Origin of the sequence: Desulfobotulus alkaliphilus (genome assembly GCF_007830435.1) — a bacterium.
GTDB lineage: Bacteria > Desulfobacterota > Desulfobacteria > Desulfobacterales > ASO4-4 > Desulfobotulus > Desulfobotulus alkaliphilus.
Map to the genome: position 1 here is coordinate 86,593 of NZ_VLLC01000012.1, position 21,169 is coordinate 107,761.

The 21,169-nt window shown below is 48.1% G+C and carries 18 protein-coding genes; 3 read left to right on the top strand and 15 right to left on the bottom strand.

What is annotated here, in order from left to right; genetic code table 11:
- Positions 1–77 precede the first annotated feature (77 nt).
- Together LZ24_RS08970 and LZ24_RS08975 are read right to left on the bottom strand one after the other, a co-directional pair.
- Entirely contained in the window at positions 78–1,061 is a 984-nt protein-coding gene (locus tag LZ24_RS08970) for an HD-GYP domain-containing protein (RefSeq protein ID WP_186443027.1), read from the bottom strand.
- A 269-nt stretch (positions 1,062–1,330) separates the two neighbouring features.
- Positions 1,331–1,900, bottom strand: a complete 570-nt coding sequence (locus tag LZ24_RS08975) for an HD domain-containing protein (RefSeq protein WP_144684707.1) — start codon at positions 1,898–1,900, stop codon at positions 1,331–1,333.
- A gap of 335 nt (positions 1,901–2,235) precedes the next feature.
- Here LZ24_RS08975 and LZ24_RS08980 point away from each other — a divergent pair, with 335 nt between their 5' ends.
- Both LZ24_RS08980 and LZ24_RS08985 read left to right on the top strand, forming a co-directional pair.
- Positions 2,236–3,285 (top strand): LysM peptidoglycan-binding domain-containing protein, encoded by a 1,050-nt coding sequence (locus tag LZ24_RS08980; RefSeq protein WP_186443028.1) that lies wholly within the window; start codon positions 2,236–2,238, stop codon positions 3,283–3,285.
- Positions 3,286–3,340: 55 nt separating this feature from the next.
- On the top strand, positions 3,341–3,931 hold the full coding sequence (locus LZ24_RS08985; RefSeq protein WP_144684767.1) for a GspH/FimT family pseudopilin: 591 nt from the start codon (positions 3,341–3,343) through the stop codon (positions 3,929–3,931).
- An 82-nt stretch (positions 3,932–4,013) separates the two neighbouring features.
- Here the strand turns inward: LZ24_RS08985 and LZ24_RS17950 are convergent, their stop codons facing one another.
- The 6 genes from LZ24_RS17950 to pilV form a co-directional block, all read right to left on the bottom strand.
- On the bottom strand, positions 4,014–4,424 hold the full coding sequence (locus tag LZ24_RS17950; protein WP_186443029.1) for a type IV pilin protein: 411 nt from the start codon (positions 4,422–4,424) through the stop codon (positions 4,014–4,016).
- A gap of 78 nt (positions 4,425–4,502) precedes the next feature.
- Positions 4,503–8,276, bottom strand: a complete 3,774-nt coding sequence (locus LZ24_RS08995; RefSeq protein ID WP_144684713.1) for a pilus assembly protein — start codon at positions 8,274–8,276, stop codon at positions 4,503–4,505.
- A gap of 20 nt (positions 8,277–8,296) precedes the next feature.
- Positions 8,297–8,611 carry a hypothetical protein gene (locus LZ24_RS09000; protein ID WP_144684715.1) on the bottom strand — a complete coding sequence of 105 codons (315 nt, stop codon included), beginning with the start codon at positions 8,609–8,611 and terminating at the stop codon, positions 8,297–8,299.
- A 36-nt stretch (positions 8,612–8,647) separates the two neighbouring features.
- Positions 8,648–9,127 (bottom strand): pilus assembly PilX family protein, encoded by a 480-nt coding sequence (locus tag LZ24_RS09005; RefSeq protein WP_144684717.1) that lies wholly within the window; start codon positions 9,125–9,127, stop codon positions 8,648–8,650.
- Positions 9,128–9,145: 18 nt separating this feature from the next.
- Positions 9,146–10,258: a PilW family protein gene (locus tag LZ24_RS09010; RefSeq protein WP_144684719.1), complete on the bottom strand. Its 1,113-nt coding sequence runs from the start codon at positions 10,256–10,258 to the stop codon at positions 9,146–9,148.
- 21 nt (positions 10,259–10,279) lie between these two features.
- Positions 10,280–10,783 carry a type IV pilus modification protein PilV gene (gene pilV, locus LZ24_RS09015; protein WP_186443030.1) on the bottom strand — a complete coding sequence of 168 codons (504 nt, stop codon included), beginning with the start codon at positions 10,781–10,783 and terminating at the stop codon, positions 10,280–10,282.
- Positions 10,784–10,825: 42 nt separating this feature from the next.
- Between pilV and LZ24_RS09020 the strand changes: the two genes are divergently transcribed.
- Positions 10,826–11,149 (top strand): hypothetical protein, encoded by a 324-nt coding sequence (locus LZ24_RS09020; protein WP_144684723.1) that lies wholly within the window; start codon positions 10,826–10,828, stop codon positions 11,147–11,149.
- Here LZ24_RS09020 and LZ24_RS09025 read toward each other — a convergent pair.
- The 7 genes from LZ24_RS09025 to LZ24_RS09055 all read right to left on the bottom strand — a co-directional run bounded on the left by LZ24_RS09025 (position 11,131) and on the right by LZ24_RS09055 (position 20,748).
- Positions 11,131–15,834 carry a PilC/PilY family type IV pilus protein gene (locus tag LZ24_RS09025; RefSeq protein ID WP_144684725.1) on the bottom strand — a complete coding sequence of 1,568 codons (4,704 nt, stop codon included), beginning with the start codon at positions 15,832–15,834 and terminating at the stop codon, positions 11,131–11,133. The genes LZ24_RS09020 and LZ24_RS09025 overlap by 19 nt on opposite strands.
- A 260-nt stretch (positions 15,835–16,094) precedes the next feature.
- The gene (locus LZ24_RS09030; RefSeq protein WP_144684727.1) at positions 16,095–16,712 is read right to left on the bottom strand and encodes a hypothetical protein; all 618 of its coding nucleotides are present in this window, start codon (positions 16,710–16,712) and stop codon (positions 16,095–16,097) included.
- Positions 16,713–16,871: 159 nt separating this feature from the next.
- A complete protein-coding gene (locus LZ24_RS09035) occupies positions 16,872–17,306 on the bottom strand; it encodes a type IV pilus modification PilV family protein (RefSeq protein WP_186443031.1) in 435 nt (144 codons plus the stop codon).
- The gene (locus LZ24_RS09040) at positions 17,303–17,905 is read right to left on the bottom strand and encodes a PilW family protein (protein WP_144684731.1); all 603 of its coding nucleotides are present in this window, start codon (positions 17,903–17,905) and stop codon (positions 17,303–17,305) included. Before LZ24_RS09040 ends, LZ24_RS09035 begins: the two co-directional genes overlap by 4 nt.
- Before the next feature lie 7 nt (positions 17,906–17,912).
- Positions 17,913–18,380: a GspH/FimT family pseudopilin gene (locus LZ24_RS09045; RefSeq protein WP_186443033.1), complete on the bottom strand. Its 468-nt coding sequence runs from the start codon at positions 18,378–18,380 to the stop codon at positions 17,913–17,915.
- 849 nt (positions 18,381–19,229) lie between these two features.
- The gene (trpB, locus tag LZ24_RS09050; protein WP_144684735.1) at positions 19,230–20,447 is read right to left on the bottom strand and encodes a tryptophan synthase subunit beta; all 1,218 of its coding nucleotides are present in this window, start codon (positions 20,445–20,447) and stop codon (positions 19,230–19,232) included.
- Between the two features lie 4 nt (positions 20,448–20,451).
- A complete protein-coding gene (locus LZ24_RS09055) occupies positions 20,452–20,748 on the bottom strand; it encodes a Trp family transcriptional regulator (RefSeq protein ID WP_144684737.1) in 297 nt (98 codons plus the stop codon).
- Positions 20,749–21,169: the final 421 nt, after the last annotated feature.

The window sequence follows — 21,169 nt, forward strand, 5'->3', positions numbered from 1 at the left end:
ATGGACACCCGAATACAAAAAGCTCCGGGCCAAAACATCCGCCTGATGCGCCTATACTTACAGAATTTCATGAAAATTCAAAGCAGATTTCCACCTGCTTTCTCCAATTCTTCTTTATAAACCCGAACCATATCATCCAGAGGCCCTGCACCGCTGTATGCTGCAAGCCACGCCAGGTGCCTCTGGGTCACAAGGGTACCTTCGGGCAGCAGCATGGCCCCTGCCCTTGCATGGACAGGTGCCGCCAGTTTCATACCCGGTTCAAGGTCCCATATGCGGATACGCAGGCTCTCCCTTTTCTGCTTTATGCTGTCACTTTCAAAAACACGCAGGGCTTCAATGACCTCCGGGTCCCATGCGGCCTCTCTGCCAAGGGCAGAAAGGGCATCTCCGGAGCTTGTGCCTTCCTGCAGCATGGCCCTGTATGCCAGCACCGCAGAAAGCATCCGGCTTTCAAGGGGTATGGCTTTTTTTTTCAGGCAAAGGGGCCCACCACTGCCATCCCAGCGCTCGCCCGTGCAACGGAGAATCCTTGCCACCTCGGATAGTCCGTCCATCTGCTCCAGCATACGGGCCGAGGCCAGTGGCACCTGCACCATACAATCCGCTGCCGTGGCCGTATAACAAAGGTCCACCCTTTGCCGATGCTCTTCCGGTACATGGAAAAGCCCCAGCCTGTAAAGCCTTGAAGCCTGATGCAACCGCCATTGCTGGCGTTTATCAAGGTTCAGGGCCAAGGCAAGGGCATGGCAAAGATCCTCCACAAAACCGCCATCCTCACCCATATGCAGCTCCTGCAAAAAGACAAGAAGCGAAACGGTATTTTCTATGGAGACCCTCCGTCTTTTCCGGAAAATGCGGACCTCTTCCCGAAGGGAAGACCTTTCTTCAAGGAGAAGCCGGTTTCTTTCCAGGGCATTTTCCAAAAGCCCCTGCGCCTGTACCAAACTCCTTGAAAGGCGCAGATACTTTTCCTTTAATTTCCCAAAGGCCTGCTTTGCTTTCGCAAGCTCTCCCTGCAGGGCCTCATTTTTTTTTCTCTCTTCGGAAATATCTTGCATAGCCTTCCAAAATAAAAACATATGTAAAGATACACCTGATGTAACTGTTCAACACAATTTTCCTTTGGTAAATCGAATACCTTTAATCAGGTGTATAGACAATCGTAAAATCTGGTCATGTAATTTCCATGGCTGAAAGAAAGTGGCAATCAGATTGCCTAAAGAAACCCTCAAAGGATTCCCACGCGCAAACCTGACAAACATGGTCAAAAAATGACAAATAACGACACCTGTCGGATTGCAACAGCCCAGAAAAAACCACCGGCATCTCATTCGGAGGCATCCGAGGGTTCCACATATTTTTCCAGCCACCAGGCATCCCAGTCCGTATCCATCAGACTTTTGGCAAGGCTGATGCCCGTATCCGTAAAAATTCTTTTTTCCACAACCCCCATCCACTTGGCTGGTCCCCTGCGGCCCGTATCCGCAAGGGCCTTGAGATCCACAAGAAAGGCCAGTTGATCCGCATCCCTTGCCAGACGGGCCTCAAGACTTTCACCCTTTGCAAATTCTTCCAGCAGCTCTTCCATTTCCTCACCAAAGGGCAGCCCCCGCACCAGATCCTTTACCGCCTTTTTTTCATCGGCACGGACATAATTTTTCTGTACATAATTCAGGTCTCCCATGCGGGCTTCGGGCAGATCATGCAAAAGGCACATGGCCATAAGTTTTCCCTTATCCGCTTCCGGCGTCATCTGACCCATCACATAGGCAATGAGGCTGATCATAAAGGAATGTTCTGCCACACTTTCACTGCCGGAACCCAGAAAATGATAGCCTGATCGGGGCAGGCGCTTCAGCATCAGGGCCTCAAAAAAAAGATGGACAATCCTCTGCATGGTCTTTCATCTTTCTGTCTTTTAGTTTCTCACTGATAACAAAAACCCTGCCAGCCCATGGCGCTGCCTGGAGCCGCAAAGAGTTCCACCTTGACAAAGTCTCCTTATTACCATTAAAAATAAAGACCTTTTATATTACAAGTTATATTTCAAGAAAGACTTTTTCTATTACAAGGCGGAACTGAAAACCAGTTTTTTTTATGCCACCCCGCAAGCCTTACCGTTTCACGCAGAATAAAAAAATCATCAGGATCAAAATTTGCATATCACCCTTTAAAAATTGTTATTGGTCCCCAAGTCCAAAGCCCTATTACCCCATACAGGAAAGTATAATCATGATTCGAAAACTTCTCCTTTATTTCACCCTCACCGCTTTTCTGATATGTACTCCCGTCTTTTCAGCAAGCGACCAGCTTCCCGATGGTGTTCTGAAATTTGAAGACAGCTATTACTACATCGTTCAGAAAGGGGACACCCTGTGGGACATTTCTGCCAGATTTTTCAATACGGCCTGGTACTGGCCGGGACTCTGGGCAGAAAATGAGATGCAGATCACAAGCCACAATCCCCACTGGATCTACCCCGGCCAGAAACTCCGCCTTGCCCTGAGGGAAGCTCCCCTTGCCATTCCGGAACCTGCTCCCCTGCCCGTGGTGGAATCAATCAGCCCTCCGCCCCAAAAACCTGCACCTGAACCACCCTCCTTCCATTTTGCACCCATCCACAGGGTCGGCTTTGTTACGCCTGCACCTGCTGAGCCTTCCGGAAGAATCATTTCAGCAACGGATAACCGGGAGATGATCAGTGCCAGTGACCGCATCTATATCCAGCCCGCCCCGGACAGAACCCTGCCCATACTAGGCCGCTACATCGTTTACGCAAAGCCGGAAAGAATCAGAGAACCCGGCGGAAAACGGCGGGAGTACGCAGGATACCTTCACCACATTTCCGGTATCATTGAAATTACTGAATACAGAAATGAGCTGACCATCGGCAATGTCGTTTCCGCCTTCCGGCCCATTGCAGAAGGAGACGTACTTTTACCTCTCCCCCAGCGCAAAGCTTCCATCCCCATGCAGCCCCATGCAGAAGGCCTTGAAGGAAGAATCATTGCTGGATATCTGAACCAGGTCATGTTCGGCCAGGGAGACATCCTGTATATCAACCGGGGAGAAAAGGACGGTGTTCGTGCGGGTCAGACCTACCACCTGATTGAAAAAAAAAAAATCACCCCCACAGGCTCCCGCCGTGACAGGCGCATTGACCGCATTCCCTTTGGTGCCATCTTTATTCTGGACACAAGGGAAGGGGCTTCTGCGGCCTTTGTGATTGATTCAAGGAAGGATGCGGAGATTGGTACGCTGGTGACCAGCCCCATAATGTAAGATCCGCTTCCTGCATTTTAAAAGCAGACATTTTTTTCAGGGGAGATGAATAACCATGGGTAACCAGAAAGCATTTACACTGATTGAGGTTGTCATCATCATGGCCCTGATCGGCATCATTGCAGCCATTGCCACCCCCACGTTCCGGGAAGTAAGGGAAAACAACCAGAAAAAAACCGCCGCTTTCACCCTGGGGACAGCCTTAAGCTATGCCAGAAACGAAGCGGTAACACGGGGCGTGACTGTAACCATATGCAGGTCTGCCAATCCCAATGCACCCAATGTCGCTGCCACACCTGCTCCTGCGTGCAGCAAAGAAAAAGGAGAAGGATGGGAAACAGGCTACATTGTTTTTGTGGACAGCAATGACAGCGGGACGCTTGGAAGTAGGGATGCAGGCCAAGAGCTGCTGAGGGTATTTCCTCCGGCAAGGGGTGGCATTGCCATGCCGGGGACAGGCAATGCTGCGGACAGAATCATTTATAATCCTACGGGTTTTAGCCGCAATGCCGCTGGAAAAATTACGGTGGGATCAGATTCTGGAAGCGGTGTTAAAACATCCAAAACACACTATGAAGTTGACATTGCAGCCAATGGACGATTTTCCACCAAAGGACCCAAAAAAATCAAAAAGACCGAAGAATAAAACCAGATAAAAAAAAGCAAAAGACCGGATGGGGCCGAAACCCAGTCCGGTCTTTTAATTTTTTCCCACAAACCACAGGCAATCACCAGCAAGCGTCCGCTGTATCTTCATCATCTTTATTCTTTGCTGTTCTCTGCCCTAAATTATTGACCACCATTGTATTACAAAGGGGGTCATTTCTCTGGGAAGTGGCTGTCAGGGTAAAACCCGTTGCCGTACCTTCATATACTATGGTGTAGCGTCCCTGTGCTGAAGGAAATGTATTATCGGCATCATCGGGGCCAAAGGCATCGGCATAACTGTTGTTTCTCACAAAAAAACGCTCTGCCTGCTGGGCACGTTCCATCAAACTGGCCCTTGCATCGGATCGGCCTGTACGGAGCACATGGTTGTTATACTGGGGCCAAGCAATGGCTGAAAGAATACCTATGATGGCGATAACAATCATCAGCTCTATCAGGGTAAAACCCTTTTCATTCTTACACGCTTCCATAGAAGCCTCCACTTTCTCAAAGAAGGCCTTTCCACAGGCAAACATTTCTCCTAAGGAAAGGCCTTTTTATCTAAACCATCACTGAATCTGCCGCCATGACCGCCTGTGGGGGCCATCCGCATCACTGCCAGCCCCCGTTATCTTACCCATCTCTCCGCTGGAGCCTCCCAAAAATCTGAACTCCAGGCCATCAAAGCCAGTAATGATGGCAGGCGTACTGGTGATACCTATACCGATATTGATACCCGCAGCTGTCACTAATTCTTCACCTATTTTAATTTTATCCTTTTCATTCACCTTACCATCACCATTAATATCAAAGGCAGGATTATCCGTCCTGCCGCAGGTCAGGGCATCCAACTCCATAAACCAGCTTGAACCGCCGGGATCACAGGGGTCTTCGGAAGGGATAAGGGTTGAAAAAATAGCCCTGCCATGGCGAAGCAGTGGTGCTGATACAATCCGTTCTCCACGCCCTCCGACTTCGGTATCTGGAGAAGTCAGATCCAGAAAACATCCATAATAATCCCCTGACTCCTGCTCATGTTTTGTTATCACACGGACCGGGTGTGCTGAATTCGTTCCTGACTTTGTTTCAAAAATTCCCTCGTGGCTGATTGCCTGCCTGAGAAGCTTAATACCCTCACGGGTTTCAGATTGGGGCAAAGGGTCACCTTTATCTATTATGGAGTAAAATGACTGTACTGGTGGAGAACCGGCTACAGAATTATCCCCAACCTCAAAGTACTTTCCTGTTCCAAAAATGACCTGTATATGTTCTTCATTCAAACTTTTTCTAATTTCAACGGGTGCTGTGATGGGCTGAACATTACCGCTGTCATCCTTTGCGCTGAACAAAGGAACCGGGTTGTTCCCCGTCTTTGACTTATGGACTATGCCCCAGTTATTTCCCTGTGTAGATAAATTGAACTTCCACACATTGCCCTGCAGGTCTCCCGCATAAGCATATTTTAATATCCGGTCATCTCCCGCCAGCAGGGTCACGGGAGAAAGGCCGTTTGCACCGCCATTATTATAAGATGTTGGGATATCAACCTTGCCGTCAAATTGCCCCTGACCGCTCATCAATTGTCCGGTTTCAAGATCAACAACGAAAAGAGCTGCCTTATTGTTTTTGGAATGATATCCATTACCCAGAATAACACCCCATTTCCCGTTATCTAACTTTCCTATCACAGGCTGCCCCATGACATAGCCCAGATCATCATGCTGAAATTCCCAGAGAACCTTACTTTCATCAAACTCATCGGGATCTGTAATGTCCAGAGCAAAAATTCCCTTACCTCCTGCACCTAAGGTACCAATGAGAATGGTTTTCCACTCATCATCGATATAGGCATCCCACACAGCAGGAGGCCCGTCCACGAAGTATTGGTGCTGATATTCCGGCTTTGCAAGCTTTACAAGTGCAGCATCTCCATCCGAATTATCAAAAAAGAAACTGGGAATATAGGCAAAGAGCTCTTCGCCTGTCATGGCATCAAAGGCATGGAGCATACCATCGTTGGCTCCCACATAAAGAACCTGTTTCCGGTTCCTGTTGTCGTTCCTAAAAGTTGCATAACCAGTCATTTTATCGTAACCAAAATTCAGACTGCCCACCACAAGGGGATCTGAATTTACAATATCCCCCAAAACCCAGGACTTGTTGTAATCATCAATACGATTCCTTAAATCCCCCCCATTGCGTTGCTCATTGCTGTGGTCTCCCCGGAGCCAGTTCAGAACATCCTCGTTACCCAGAGCAAGCTGCTGAGCCGCACCAATATTTTCCCAAAGAAACTTCACGCCCGTACCCGTGGTTCCCGGCTTCCAGGTAAAAATGTTGCGTAAATTATGCTGAGGAATTTTTCCCGTATCCGAAGTGCTCCAAGCGGGTTTGTTCTGATTGTTTTCCTGCTCAAGGGAACCGTCCCGCTTCACCCGGTAGGCAATGATATCCCCGTTCCAGTAGTTTGAATCAAAGCGAGCCTGATACACATAGGTATTACCGATGGTGCGGGTGGAGTTGGTGGCGATGGATGCGGCGGTGCCCATGCCACGGTTCACTATATCATCAAGAACACCGCTGAGTTCGTCAGAAAAAACCTGCGGATCAGTGGTACTAAAAAAACCGCCACGACTATTGACCGCTGCATGGAGAAGGTCATCTATTTTCGCTTCATCTGACTCTGCTGGATCAGGCCAGTTTATTGCTTCATTATTACGGGCTTTTTCCCATACATCATCAGGGTCCATATCTCCTGTAACACCAAGCCCCACACCAAAGGTTACCATGTGTTGCCAGGTGGCAGGATTATCAATTTCTCTACCCTCGCTAGGCGGCACATTGTTATCTAAGGTTTTATGTAAATCATTTTTCCAATAATACATGGCAACATCAGCAAGGGTATTTTCAACTTCATCGCTGAAAGGAGGCCCCATATCTTTATCCACATGACCTTTATTCGGAGTCCAGCCATTCCAGTAACCATCCGTCATGAGAATGGTATAGCTGGTGCGGCAGGAAATCTGATCTTTACCATCATCTGTACCGGGGGTGCCTCCCCAGGGGCCCATATTACTTGTCTGTGAATAATAAGTACCCGCATCCATCAATGAACGACGCAAAGGTGTGCCTTTGGCAGGAATATCATCCCCATATAAATGCTCAAAAAATTTTACCCTGTCAGAACCAGAAAAAGGTCTTACACCTCTTATGATGGTACCAATAGAAAAACCATCTACTGTTGCTTGACTTGCTGAAGGTGGCCTTAAATGCGCATGTTCAACTAATCTTCCCGACCCATCATATCTATTTTCATAACCATAATTGATAGCACCATAACCAACCCGCATTCTCTCACTTTGTCCGGCAAAACCGGCACCAATGGCTGCACGGGAAGCAAGTATCCTTGACCTGTAATAGGAATACCAGTTGGCAAAATTCTGGATTTCTTCTGCGTAGGTACATTTTGCATTAGCACTGTCTGCACAGTCCGTCCGGTTTTCACGACCATGCCCCGTATATATTTGCTGAGTGTTCCTGATCTCCACCTTTTGATAATGATCAAAATTCCAGGCATCCCATGTAACACCCATTTCAAGCTCTGTTTCGTCTTTAGGCCAGAAGTAAACAGCGGGCCAGAAAGTTTGTTCTGATTCATAATCAATGCAAACATCATCCAGATTTCGTAATACCCACCTTCCACCTTCCACAATATAAAACCAACCACTTCTTGTATCTGCACATACAGCCTTGCAACTAGTACTGCTATCGCAAGTAACCCATATAGCCCTCTGAGTTATATACTGTGTTAAGGACTTTTCTCCTCTGGTTTTATGGTAAGGGTTGTTCCAGGCAGCACTCGGGGGTGAATTTGAGAATGTTTTTTTTTGAGAATCAACACCATACCAAGGCTTATAAGTTATAGAAGGATTATAGTAAACAGTATTGTTCACTGGTGATCTGGCGAATGAGTTATACCTATTATCACCGAATGTAGGAACAGCATTAGTATAATCATCCGCACCATACACCCCTGCATCTCTTGGATAAACATAATAAGGAGAGTAGCTCCTATTAGTAATATACCAATGAGCACCAGCACTATAACCAAGACCTACTAATGCAGCTTTGATGTAATCATCCGGCATAATTTCAAAATGCATGGAACCTGAATCATCAATAATAAATAAAATATTGGGGTCCACACTGGCACTGAGAAAAAGGGGTACCTGGGCTACCTCTGCCTCCGACTTTTGAACACAAAGAATACCAACGCAAAACATAATCAATACCAACAACAGGCGTATATAAAAAACATGCGTTTTTTCTTTTAATATTTTCATACTTGCCCCCTTTTATTATTTTACTGTGGCTCCACATGCAAAAACCAAGTCAATCTTGTTATTTGTTCATCTCCAAGACGACTGCTCTTATGCAATTCAAAAACCACCAACGAGCCCTCTTGCAAATCCCATACTGTAATACTTTCATAAGATTGACTATGATCTTTATAAATATTGACATTATTTGCAAGCCGGTATTTTTTACCATCAATAGTTACCGTGTAAGCATGAGGATCAATGGCATCCAAATGACCATGATTAAGATTAAGTTCTGCCCATGCAAATGTCGCCAAAACAAACACAGAAAAAAAACTTATCATCATTTTTATTCGCATATAGTTAACCCCCTTTTTATTTCCCACATAAAATAATCAAAACTGAAAAGTTGTCTGCAACATAACCACAGCCCTGCCGCTTTCTGCCCGGCTGGTAATGCGGTACATGGCCGCATCAAAGCTTACCGGGGCAAAGGCCATGGAGTTACTACTGCTGCTTCCTGTGCTTATTTCAGTTACAAACTCAATGATATACCTTGCGCCACTGTCTGCTCCAGCCGAATTTCCACTACCTTCCCACCACCTCGCAGGAGCATTACCTGCGATATACACGCCTCCCGTACCAAAATCAGGCAAAACATTGGTGATAAAAAACTCCTCTGCCTCCCTTAAACCCGCTTCGGCCATCTGAAAAGCAATATCCCTCTGCTCCATATTCCCAGCCATACGTTCCTGCATGGTGGAAGACTGCATGGCACCGATTCCTATGAGGGTGAGAACAACCAGAAGAACCAGAGCTGTGATGAGAATAATGCCATCTTCATTTTCTGTGACATGCTGAATTTGATTTTTCATAGGATTTCATCCTTAAAGCTATCGGATACGGTTACGCAAACCCACTGTCCCGGAAAACACCATACGCATACGCCGATCCCCCGGAGCCGTAAAGTCTGTAGTACCATCTCCGGAGACATCGTACTCAGCCTCATCAACAGGTGCCGTAGGGTCACGGCTTTCCGGGCTGCGAAGAAGAAGGCCGATGCGGACACTTAGGACATTCTCCCAGTTTGCTACATCACTGGCCATTACATAGGCATTAACAGCACCATCACTTGGCGTACTTGTATCCTCTCCATAACGAACCCTGAAGCTTTCAACACCAGAAACAAAAGCTTCAGCATCATGCCTACCAATTTTCCTAAAAAGCATTGGTTCTCCATCTTCATCAGCAAGATAAAAAACAGTAGTCACATACTGAAAAATCTCTGGATCCTGCCCCCTGTCTATAATATCAGAAACAGCACCCATTCTACTTGGTTCGTTCCCGGGATCCACTGATGAACCCGTGTTATACGTTATGGTGCCACTGTTATCAGAATAATTTTGTATCTGAAATATAGCAGAAGAAACACAATCACTTAAAAAAAGGACATCTCCTCTTTCTAAATCTAACCCTGTTTTTTCCTGTTCCAACTTCAACGTTGCAGAAACAGAACTCGTATGGCCTGTATTTACAGTCATATTTGGAAAGTCAGTACGAATACCTCTTACAACTAAAACATCACTTCCCTCAAGGGGATCAGAATCCATGTTCATCAAGGCTTTTACTTCTTCTTGGTTATATGATGTATTAGAATTATCTTCCCACCCACCTGCATCCAAAGCTTCTAAACCAAAAATTGCACTGTCAAAATCTGTAAAAGCGAAATCACCACCTGGTCTTAAAACGACAGTTGTACTTCCTGCATCCTGCAAACATCCAAGATACCCAGCCCCCCTGATTTCCGAACGCAGAAAGCTCATGGCCATGCGACCGTCTTCCTGAAGCATTGCCAGTTCTTCATTCAGGGAATAGGAGCGGGTGGTTCCCACAAAAACCTGATAAATACCCGTGCCAAGAACAAGGGAAAGGGCAAGTACTATAAGAAGTTCTACAAGGGTAATACCCGCATCGGAACGGCTGTTTATTTTTTCATTTATTTTCATCTCACTCCCCACTCCGCTGATTCATGGCCTTGTGACAACAGTTATAGAAACAGTTTGATCGCCTTCCTGCCACTGTATTTCAACGGTCACCTGACCGTCATCTTCTTCAACAAAACCATCGCCACCGGGAAGACTCCAGGCAAGACCAATCTTCCATTCCAAAAGATCCGTATGCACCATTCCCGTATAGCCTGCCGCTGTGAGTTTTGTTGCAAGTGTTGCACGAACCGCCGACTGAGGATCCCAATCGTCGGGATCACCCATACCAATTTCATAATCTGCCATATTGGCCCTGTTCGCCCGCATCCTGTCCAGAATATCCTCTGCCTGCTGCACGGCTCTGGAACGCAAAAGGGCATTGTGGTTATCCTTTAAGGCCATATTCTGCAACGCAGCAAGACCCAGAAGGCCAATGGACAAAATCACAAGAACCAGAAGAACCTCCATCAGGGTAAAGCCCGATGAAGAGCGAAGATCACATTCTGCCACCTGTCCTGTTTTTTTTGGGTATATTTCCAGAGTCATCAAAAACTCCCTCTGCGTTGCAAAATCATTAACAAAGCCCAAGTGCCTGCTGAAACCCAGTGCTTCCTTCATTATTTTATCCTACAACATACAAAACACCGTTTACAAGGGACAAAAGCAAAGCCCCTGAAAAGCCCTGTAAAAAAGGTAGCAAGGATTGCACCACGGCAAAAAAAAAATGAAAAACAGAAAAAACCCGCCAATGGCAGGGCTTTAATCCTGTCTGATTTTCACAGGCATCCTGAAAAAATCAAAAACCCTGACACTATTTGTCTTTTTTTGACAAATAGTGTCAGGGCCGAACATAAAAATAAAAAACCGGGGCAAAACCCAAAACAACAAGCAGGCTACCGCATCCGCCAGTAAAAAAGCCCCTCCCCTTCCTTAACGATCACCATATTTACCATGGAGTTGCTGTGGGATGTGGACGCCAGCAGGGCATCATATTCTCTGCCATGGAGAGTAACAGGCGTATACATCATGCCCTCCACCCGCCTTCGGGAAACATGGTAGCCATCCTTATCCACCTTCAGCACATCCTTTTCTGCATCCAGCCTGCCATCTCCGTCCACATCAAATACCACCTGATCCGCACGGGCTCCGGTACAGCTTTCCACGGCATTGAACCAGGAGTAGCCACCGGACTCACACAGGGAAACGGAACCTTCCGGAACAAAGGAAATACCAAAGGCATAGGGTCCATGAATTGTGGCATCCTGCACCATGCGCTCCCCCATATCCGGGAGATCAAAAAACCAGCCAACCGTACTGCCTTCCTTCAGAACCTTCCTTCCATCGCTATCTTCTTCCCACTCAAAAGTCTGGGGAAAGGACGTGTGAGAAGCGACTTCCGAAGTAACCCCTGGGCCGGTCTGCCCGACAAGCTCCCCATCCCGTGGTACTCCGGAAGTAACCCGGACCCTCTGCTCCACAAGGCGGTATGCAGAGCCATCAAGGCCATAATGATTGGCCTTTGGATTGACATCCCCCACATGAATGACATCGGACCGGTCCAGGGTTCCCAAGCCCTTCTTCTCCTGCCCCGTGTCTCCGGAAGGCCCCCAATAATCCCACACACCATAAAAGGTCTGCTGATCAAAATTCTCCATATCCGACTCATGGAGATAGCGGCCCGTCCCCCACACCACAGTATAGCCCACACCGGAACAGTGCCTTGCCACGCCGGGCTTTGTGGTGACAGACTGGGGATCTTCACCGGCCTTGCCCACCCCCCTGAACAAGGGGGCAGGCTGTCCACTCCTGCTGAAAAACACGCCCCAGTCCATGGCATTATCGGAAGAAATATCAAACTTCCACATATTGCCCTGAAGGTCCCCCGCATACACCCAGTCTGCCGTGCCGTCTCCGTCGATATCCACCACAGCGGGGCTGGAAAGGCCGTTACCGCCTGCAGCACCGGTTTTTATTCTTCTGATTTCACCGCCCGTGAGGGCATTCACAATGATCAACACGGCTTCCCCTGAAGAAGAATTGTATCCATTCCCAAAAACAGCCACCGGAGGATTACCTAAGGTGTTAGCTTTGACAATGGCTGCGGAGCTGAAGGAGTACCCCATATCCTCTTCAGAGCCACGCTCATCAGACGGAGGAAACTCCCATACAGACAGCTTTGTGGCAAGCTCGCCTTCACTGGCCCCAGCTTTAGCAACATCCCATCCGAAAAGGGAATCACGGAGGGTCATGCCATAATAGCCCTTCCCTCCCTTACGAAGGCCGCCCACAAGGACATCTTTAAGGCTGCCATCGTCCACAAGCGTGCGCACTGAAATGGGACCATCCACAAAATACCTGTGACTATCCATGTAGTCCGGACGCATCAGCTCCCAGAGGTCGGGATAGACAAAGGAGGGAACAAAGGCAAAAATCTCCTGCCCTGATCTGGCATCAAAGGCATGCATCATGCCATCATTGGCTCCGACATAAACAAGCCCCCTGTGATAGACAGGTGCAGAATGCACAAAGTCGCCGGTTTTATAATGATGCACAGGGGCATCCTCATGCCTTGCATACCTCTTGCGGAAACCCGTTTTATCATCCCCCCTCAGATATGCGATAATATCTGAAGATGTTACAGAAGATGGAAGCCCCCCCACATTATCACGCATGGTGGCTTTGAGGCTGTCGGGAACGGATGCGGGCCTGAATGCAAAGGCAGTGGAACCCCATGCGGAAATAATATTGCGATCCCCTGCCCCTAACCTGCTCAGTTCATAAGCCGCACTCCATTTTTCCGATCCGGTTTCAAGCCCGCTTCCAATGGGATCCAGCCCCTTTGCCTTCAGGTCACCCAGCCAGTCCATGGGGTAGTATTCCGTCTGAAACACGGTCATTCCCTGCTGTATTCTCTGGCTGTCCACGGACAGGGATGCACCCGTTGCCTGGGAACGCATGATAATGTCTTCAAGGGTACTGCGCATGGAAAAAAGCAGCTCATCCGGCGAAGATGCATTGAAATAACGCCCCCTGCCATTGACCGTTGCATGGAAAAGATCATCCATCTTATCCCTGTCATCCCAGTGACGGAAACTCCCCTCAGGCCAGGGCCATGCTCTGGGGTCCGCATCGCTTTCCCAATACTTATGGGTATCCGGGTTGATGCGGCCAGCATTGCCGAAGGCCACGGCATAGGTGACCATGTGCTGCTGACTGTTCTGGTCAAAGGTATTTACCGGAACAAGATTGGGAAGATCCGGAGCCAGATCCCTTTCGTAATAATACATGGCAACATCGGCAAGGGTGTTGGCAACGCCGTCACCGTCCGCATCTCCCACATTCACATGATCCGTGTCCGTCCAGAGGCCATCCGTTGTCATGATTACAAAGGCCTGCTGACAGCCCCCCCCTTCAGATTCCGAAACATAGGGGGAGTCACCCAGCTCACTGTCTGCGGGGGCAGAAAGGTCTGTGGCATAATAACGTCCGATTGTATCAAGGCCTTCCCTTAGGGGTTTTTTATCCCCTATGAGATCAATCTTCGTTTCTATGGCGTACAGACGGTCTAAAAGGGTTTTGCTGTTGTCTTCATCGCCCCCACCTCCCCTGCGGACAAGCTTGATGGCATCGGCATTGGTGGGTCTGTGGGGCCAGATGTCTCCCCTTGTGAGCTTGACCACCACCTCTTTTCCATCATGGAGATTGTCTACATTGATACGGGTCAGCTTATTCCAGCGATCCGGAAAACCATATCTCTCATCCCCGTTCTGATTCACCACAAAGGTCTCACCCCAGGAAATATTTCCATCTTCATCCTGCAAGCCAACCTTGTATTCTGCCCGCCTGTCCCGCCATGCGTTTCTGCCATAGCGGCTCCAGCGCACATAGACATCGTATTCACCGGTCACAGGCACATCCGCACGCCATTTTGCCCAGGCATCTGCAGTGAATATCGTGGATACGGAGTTTCTGGATTTGCTGTTGTAGGCCACAGGCGCATGGGAGTCTGCCCATTGAATCATGGGCCCCCATTCCTCGTAATACTCTCCACCGTCCCTGTCATCCACTATAATGACAGTTGCATCGCCTTTGTTTCCCACATAAAGAACAGGCTGGGTCACATCTTTTTTAATGGTGTGAAAACCGATGTTGACACCGGAAAGATTATAGATGGTATTGGCTATGGCAGATTTGGTGGCAAGGAGCTTGGTGCGGTAGTACTGAAACCAGTTGGCAAAATTCTGCAGATCCGCCTCAGGAGAAAGATAAAAAGCATTTTCATCATCACCCTGGCTGCCATCCTCCCTGTAAGCACCATCATAAAGCTTCCTGAGCCTTAAAGGCAGATCTCCGGGGCTTATCGCCCTTATAAACCCCACATCCAGTTTTCTGTCTCTTATTCTGTTCCCTCCGGGTATTTCATAGATCTGACGGTAAAGCTCTTCCCCGCTACCGAAATCATGCCAGACAAAATTAACAAGAAAAACCCTTTCCCCTGTGTCCACACGGGTGTTGTCATTGGCATCATCAAACATAAAATAATGGGCATTGGATATTTTTGTTCTGCCCTGCACCTCCACATTGTCCGCCACAAGCCAGGCTGGTCTGTTAAAAGCCCCGCTTGTGTTATTGGGCACCGAAGACAGCTCCACAAAAATATCCGGCCCGTGAGGATTGAGGGACACGACCTCTACTTCTATAGTAAGCCCGTTTCTTCCCCTTTGGGTAATCTTCTCTTTATCATATAAAACTCTGCCACTGTGATCATAAACCCTTAAAAAGGCATCGCCCGTTCTGACAACAACCTGAGCAAGATCAAGGGCCGTATAAAGGGGCCAGTTCACCTGAATTTGATGCCTGCCTGCATCAGAAAGATGAAAGGGATAGGTAATTTTTGCATTATCATCACGGGTGGCGTGGTAATGTCCGTTAAAAGCAGCAATATCCGTCAGGCCAAGACCTATGTTTTTTCTTTCCCACTGACCCTGCCTGTCTGCCATATCATCATCCAGCTCAATATCCCTGGAATCCAGATCTGCACGGCGTACTTCAAGGTAGGTATCCTTCATGGAAACGGTCTGGCTTTTTACAGGATTCAGCTTTGGGTTCAAGGGGTCTGCATTGCCAAACACCTGACCACTGCCGCTTTCGGGCCAGGGCAAATAGAAAGCAGAGGGATTATAATATAAACGATTATATCCATAACACCGACTTTCCCAGTACTGCCTGGATGCGGCAACACGTTTTCTCATATGATCCCGTCTTATATTCTGATCCAGATCATAGGAAGATTCCACATCAGCCCCCAGATCCAGACCATCATTGCCAAAGAGATAGGCATAGCCGAACACCTCCAAAAGATCCGACTGGCGGTAAAAAAGCCCCTTTTTACGGCCTTCCAGAAGAATTTCAAAATCCATGCTCTGGGAATTGTCTATGAGAAACATGATATTGGCAGGCGGCGGCTTGATGGCACTGAGCATGGGTTGATCACTGATCTCGACGGCATGGGCTGGCCAGAAGATTCCTGATAAAATGAGGATGCTTAGAAAATGAACTGTGCAGGCTTTTTTCCACATGCTCTGTTTTACAACCATAGGGTTCTCCCGGTGAGTTATTCCAATTTTATCAGAAATTACCTGCAAGATAAAAATGCAGGCTCCGGCTTTAGGCGGCTACGCCCATCACACATACTTAAAATGCTCCACCACCCCGTCATTCTGGCCAGCAACCAGTAAGCAGATCAGATGTACTAAAAAACAGCTCACACCCTCTCAGAACGTCTTGTCGCACCCTCCCGGAGAAAGAGGATGGGAAAGGGCAACGCTGCTGGATAAAATCGTCTAAAAAAATTTTCCTACTGCTTCCGGCGAAGGCCTGTTTCCAAAAAACGGACATTGCCTCTGCCATCGTCATATTCAGAAAAAACAATATATTCGTGGAGAACCGCACCACCGATATCCTGAGAACCCACCCCGGAAGGCCCCATATCCACCACCAGCACCCTGCCGCTGCCACCAGCAAGAAAGGGCAATACTTGTGAATCATTTAAAAAAAAGACTTCGCCTGAAGTTGTTTCAGGCCAACTGCCAACAAAAGCATTAAACTCTTTATCCGTAAGCCATTTAAAGCTTTTACCCGCACCCAACCCAGCCAGATCCGCTGCCGCGTCCTCGCTCTGCAACCAGGGTTCACGCTCAGGGCTCCCCCTCAGCAGGCGATCCGGGTCCTTTCCCCATATATGGTGACTGACATAAAGCCCCAGCCCTTCGACCCGGTGGAGCAGGATTCTTGATACCCTGTCATTGCCGGAAACCTGAATATCCCTTGTGGCAAAGTACAATAACGCAAAGCCCGAAAGGGTCATGAGGGTAAGGGTCAGAAGGGTGGTAACAAGGGCCATACCCGCAGAAGAAAGCAATAAGGAAGAAACCGCATCAAAATCCCGCCCCGTATGCTGATTTTTTTCCTGCATGACTTTAAAATCCCCTTTCCAGCAAAAGACTTACCTTACAGATCACTCCATATTTTCAGACTAGACTGCTGCCCTGTGATCAGCATGGAAAACCCCAAAAACTTTCCTGGGTGCTTTTGACCATCTGGCTTGAAACAGTCGGAAAAAATACACGGCCTGCTATAACATCTGAGTTTTTAAAAAATTAAAGGGAATAAAACGGCGCTGGCCCTGATCCTCCCACTGAATTTCCATTTCTACAGAAAGCATCCCTGCTTCCGGGGTATTTTCAAAAATATTCCAGAAAATCCTGTATACTCTGATGCCATGAATATCCCTTTCTTCTATTACCCTCGCCCAGCCACTATCTTCCTCAGCCTTGTCTCCAAAATCCAGCAGTGCAGCCATGGGTATGTTCTGAAAAAGCTCAAGCTGCTGGGAAGCCAGCGCTCCTGCCTCGGTCATGGATGCGGATCTGGCAGCGGTACGAATGCTCTGTATCTGAATGGAAAAAATAGCCAGACCCACAATACCCATAATGACCATGGCGATGAGAATTTCCACAAGGGTGAAACCCGCTGCACCGGGAGCGGAGAAATTCAGTTCTTTTTTCATGATCCTATCCCAAGATTTCTGCATTTTACGGTGGTAACAAGATCTACGTTGCCCAACCTGCCCCTGCGGTCTTCATAGCTTGCGCCAAGTTCGATGCGCACGGCACGGATACGCGGATAGTCATCCTCCTTCGGTGAATCAATCGCATTCTGGTGACGATCCAGATAAACAAAATTCAGGCGGGCATTTTCCAGAATCCTGCTGACAGACCCCAAATTATCCAAACCATTACGATCCCTGCGCCGAAGCCAACCGTCTGCCCCCATATAATAATCCAGACGCTTCCAGCTATCTCCAGAATCCTGCCGGTAAAAAAAGGCAAAGGTCTCTGCCTCTGCCATCAGTACCGGATGACTGGGAAGGGGCCTGAAAGAAGGATTAAAGCCCGCCATCCGGAATTCATCCTCCATCCACATCAATACGGTCCTGACCTTCTGCTGGGTGTCAATTTTTGCTTTCTGTCTGACATACATATCCATGTGATGAATAAACTGTGTCATCAGCACGGCCCCCAGAATAGCCATCACCCCCATGGCAACCACCAGTTCCAGCAGGGTAAACCCCTTGGAATCCAGATCGTGTTTCATTTTTGCTATCATTTCAGACCTACCCTGCTTCAACACGGATATTGGCCGGGCTGGACACCACAATCTTTCTTGTTCCTCCGGCACCTTCAAAGACCAGCGTTCCCCAGCTTGTGGTCATCCCCCTGCGGTTAAAGACAAATTCCTTTTTGTTGCTGCCTGCTTCATTAATACGGATAGTACGGCAAAGCTGAAAGGTTCTCAAAACAACGTCCTCGTTACCCCCCAGAAAAACCCTTACCGTATCCCCGTCAATCAAAAGCCCCACATCCCTCCCCTGTCGGACGGCCTCTGATTTTGTAAAAAGAAAAATAGTATAGAGTTCAAGGGATGCGGACTGAAACCGATACCGCTGCACCTGCTCCTGAAACCGTGGAATACCAATGCCACATAAAATCGCAAAAACAGCCAGAGCAATCATCAGTTCCATTAAAGTCAACCCACGCTGACTGCCAAAAAAACCTTTTTCAAGCCCGGACTTTCCTGCCACCCCACTCCCTCCCCACATGATTTTTTTTTAAAAAAACAACACCCAAACAACTGATTTGAAAGGAATAACCAGATAAAAACGAGAATCAGAAATCATTTGCACAGCAATACCCTTAATCAATCTCTCACACTGACAAGATGCGAAAAAACATTACGCACAACCAGTATTTGCCCTGCAAAAAAAACAACAGAAAAAAGCCGTCAAAACATTGAATAAAGGAGATTTTTTACAAAAAAGCCCAGGAACGCCGCACAAAAAACACGGAAAATCAGTTGAGCTTTTATAAAGAAGCGGGATTAAAAAATCAAGAAAAATATACGATGACCAGCGGTCAAAAAAAACATTGCGCTCAAACAAACTGATATACCAGCGAACAGCAGATCCGCAAATCCCCACAAAACACCGCTCATAAAAGCGCACAAAAAGACCTGCCAAATCATACCCTGATTCAGCAACTGTCTGCTGCCCAGTTGTTGGCAGGGCCATCCGGATATTTTTCGGATTTTTAAATGGAGACAGGCCTGAAGGCCTGCCCCTGTGAATGATTTTTACGGACCTGTTTTGCAGGGGCATCCTTTACGGATGCCCGCAGACAATCAGTGAGAAAATGTGATTATTCATTATATTAAATTTTGGAATTTATGCGCTGTAATTTCAACAGCTTTGAACGATTGCAAGGCACCCTGGCTGTGCAGTTATGGTTCTTAGCCAGCGAAGACGGTGCTGAACGGTTACGAAAAAAAAGAACAAAAAAACGCCCCTGATCGCAAATACATCACGAAAAAGGGCGTTGATTTTTTTCAACCACTGCCATTGACTTCCGTTGTCAGGCCGCCATATTGCCGACAATCAGATTCCGTAGTCCTTGCCATAGGTGTCCACGACAAAATCGATATCCTTATCTCCCCTTCCCGAAAGGTTGACAAGAATACTCTGGGATGGATCAAGCTCCTTTGCCCGTTTCATGGCAAAGGCCAGGGCATGGGCACTTTCAAGGGCAGGAATAATACCTTCGGTTCGGGAAAGAATGAAAAAAGCGTCTATGGTTTCCTTATCATCGGCTGTCACATACTGCACGCGGCCCAGATCCTTGAGCAGACTGTGCTGGGGGCCTACTCCGGGGTAATCCAGACCGGAAGCGACGGAATAGACCGGCAGGGGCATCCCTTCCCCATCCTGCAGAAGATAGGACTTGAATCCATGGAGTACACCGGGCTTACCCAGGGTGAGGGTAGCGGCATGCTCCCCTTCTTTCAGGCTGCGCCCGGAAGGCTCCACGCCATACATGGCAACGGCATCATCTTCCAGAAAAGCAGTGAAAAGCCCCATGGCATTGGAACCGCCGCCAACGCAGGCCACCAGATTATCCGGAAGCTTTCCTGTCATTTCCTGAAACTGCTCCCTGGCTTCCATGCCCACCACCTGCTGAAAATCCCTCACCATCATGGGAAAGGGGTGGGGCCCCACCACAGAGCCAATGGCATAAAGCTGGGTGACAGGATCTTCCAGATAGGCTTCAAAGGCCGCATCCACGGCATCCTTAAGGGTTCTCGTGCCACGGCTTACGGGAATCAGGTTGGCCCCGAGAATCTTCATGCGAACCACGTTGGGATATTCCTTGGCAATGTCCACCTCTCCCATATAGATGTCGCACTCAAGGCCCACCAGCACCGCTGCCGTTGCCAGTGCCACGCCATGCTGACCCGCCCCGGTTTCTGCAATAATCTTCTTTTTCCCCATTTTTTTGGCCAGAAGGGCCTCACCCAGACAGTGGTTGATTTTATGGGCACCCGTATGGTTGAGATCTTCCCTTTTCAGATAAATCTGTGCGCCTTCCAGTTTTGCTGAAAGATTTCTGGCATGGAAAATCGGGCTGGGCCGCCCCACAAAATGCTTATACAGATAGGTCAGCTCCCTGTGAAATTCCGGGTCTTTCCGTATGTCATTATAGGCAGCGGTAATATCATCCATGATGGTCTGCAGAACTTCGGGAATAAAGGAACCACCATATTCTCCGAAATAGCCTTTGTCATCGGGCAGGGCATAGCCCTTCAGTGTTGATGTCATTTTCTCATCCTTCAAGGAAAAAGCCCGGTCTGGATACCAGGCGGTCAAAAATTTTTGCACAGGTACAATCATCGGATTTCAGAATACGGGAACCCCGCGTAATCTTGCACAGACTGATACCATGGCGTTCCGCAATGCGTCGCTGGGGCTCTCCGGCATACAGCTCCTTGAGAAGCTGCCAGCGAAGGCAGATATCCGCAATTTCTCTGGGTGTAAGAATTTCCCTTAGAAAACCTTCCATCTCCGCAGGATCCCGGATCTCTGTCATGATTTCAATCAGCTCCCGCCATGCCTTTTCCATCCGTCCTCCTTCATATGGTGCCAGCGGCGGCCAGCGTTTCTCCGCAAAGAAACACCATTCTGCGGATTCTGTCAATGGGCTTTCCGGGCAGAGAACACAAGGCCAGACAAAAGACGGAACAGGGACTCACAGGGACTGGCAAGCACTGGCAAGAAACCCGTAAAACTGCGAGATCTTTTTGTGACAGAGCACATGGGTATCGCATTTCAGGGGATTCTGGGGTATTCTGGAGTCAGAGAAACGCTGATGCTGATGCATTTAAAAAAAGGAGCATCCCAATGGAAACGGAAGAGCAAAAAAAGCCATCCAGAAGATTCAATCCTTTCATACCGGAATCCTCCCGAAAAAAACCCGGCTGAACATCTCCCCTTACCTTTGAGACGGGGACCGATCTCTCAGACATTCTGGATATTTTTTCCGG

What these genes read in the sequence shown, in the direction of transcription:
- LZ24_RS09010 (WP_144684719.1), bottom strand. Translation starts at nt 10,258, where the DNA reads ATGAAAATAAATGAAAAAATAAACAGCCGTTCCGATGCGGGTATTACC.
- LZ24_RS09035 (WP_186443031.1), bottom strand. Translation starts at nt 17,306, where the DNA reads ATGAAAAAAGAACTGAATTTCTCCGCTCCCGGTGCAGCGGGTTTCACC.
- LZ24_RS09000 (WP_144684715.1), bottom strand. Translation starts at nt 8,611, where the DNA reads ATGCGAATAAAAATGATGATAAGTTTTTTTTCTGTGTTTGTTTTGGCG.
- LZ24_RS17950 (WP_186443029.1), bottom strand. Translation starts at nt 4,424, where the DNA reads ATGGAAGCGTGTAAGAATGAAAAGGGTTTTACCCTGATAGAGCTGATG.
- LZ24_RS08985 (WP_144684767.1), top strand. Translation starts at nt 3,341, where the DNA reads ATGGGTAACCAGAAAGCATTTACACTGATTGAGGTTGTCATCATCATG.
- LZ24_RS09055 (WP_144684737.1), bottom strand. Translation starts at nt 20,748, where the DNA reads ATGGAAAAGGCATGGCGGGAGCTGATTGAAATCATGACAGAGATCCGG.
- trpB (WP_144684735.1), bottom strand. Translation starts at nt 20,447, where the DNA reads ATGACATCAACACTGAAGGGCTATGCCCTGCCCGATGACAAAGGCTAT.
- LZ24_RS08970 (WP_186443027.1), bottom strand. Translation starts at nt 1,061, where the DNA reads ATGCAAGATATTTCCGAAGAGAGAAAAAAAAATGAGGCCCTGCAGGGA.
- LZ24_RS09040 (WP_144684731.1), bottom strand. Translation starts at nt 17,905, where the DNA reads ATGATAGCAAAAATGAAACACGATCTGGATTCCAAGGGGTTTACCCTG.
- LZ24_RS08975 (WP_144684707.1), bottom strand. Translation starts at nt 1,900, where the DNA reads ATGCAGAGGATTGTCCATCTTTTTTTTGAGGCCCTGATGCTGAAGCGC.
- pilV (WP_186443030.1), bottom strand. Translation starts at nt 10,783, where the DNA reads ATGACTCTGGAAATATACCCAAAAAAAACAGGACAGGTGGCAGAATGT.
- LZ24_RS09025 (WP_144684725.1), bottom strand. Translation starts at nt 15,834, where the DNA reads ATGGTTGTAAAACAGAGCATGTGGAAAAAAGCCTGCACAGTTCATTTT.
- LZ24_RS08995 (WP_144684713.1), bottom strand. Translation starts at nt 8,276, where the DNA reads ATGAAAATATTAAAAGAAAAAACGCATGTTTTTTATATACGCCTGTTG.
- LZ24_RS08980 (WP_186443028.1), top strand. Translation starts at nt 2,236, where the DNA reads ATGATTCGAAAACTTCTCCTTTATTTCACCCTCACCGCTTTTCTGATA.
- LZ24_RS09005 (WP_144684717.1), bottom strand. Translation starts at nt 9,127, where the DNA reads ATGAAAAATCAAATTCAGCATGTCACAGAAAATGAAGATGGCATTATT.
- LZ24_RS09030 (WP_144684727.1), bottom strand. Translation starts at nt 16,712, where the DNA reads ATGCAGGAAAAAAATCAGCATACGGGGCGGGATTTTGATGCGGTTTCT.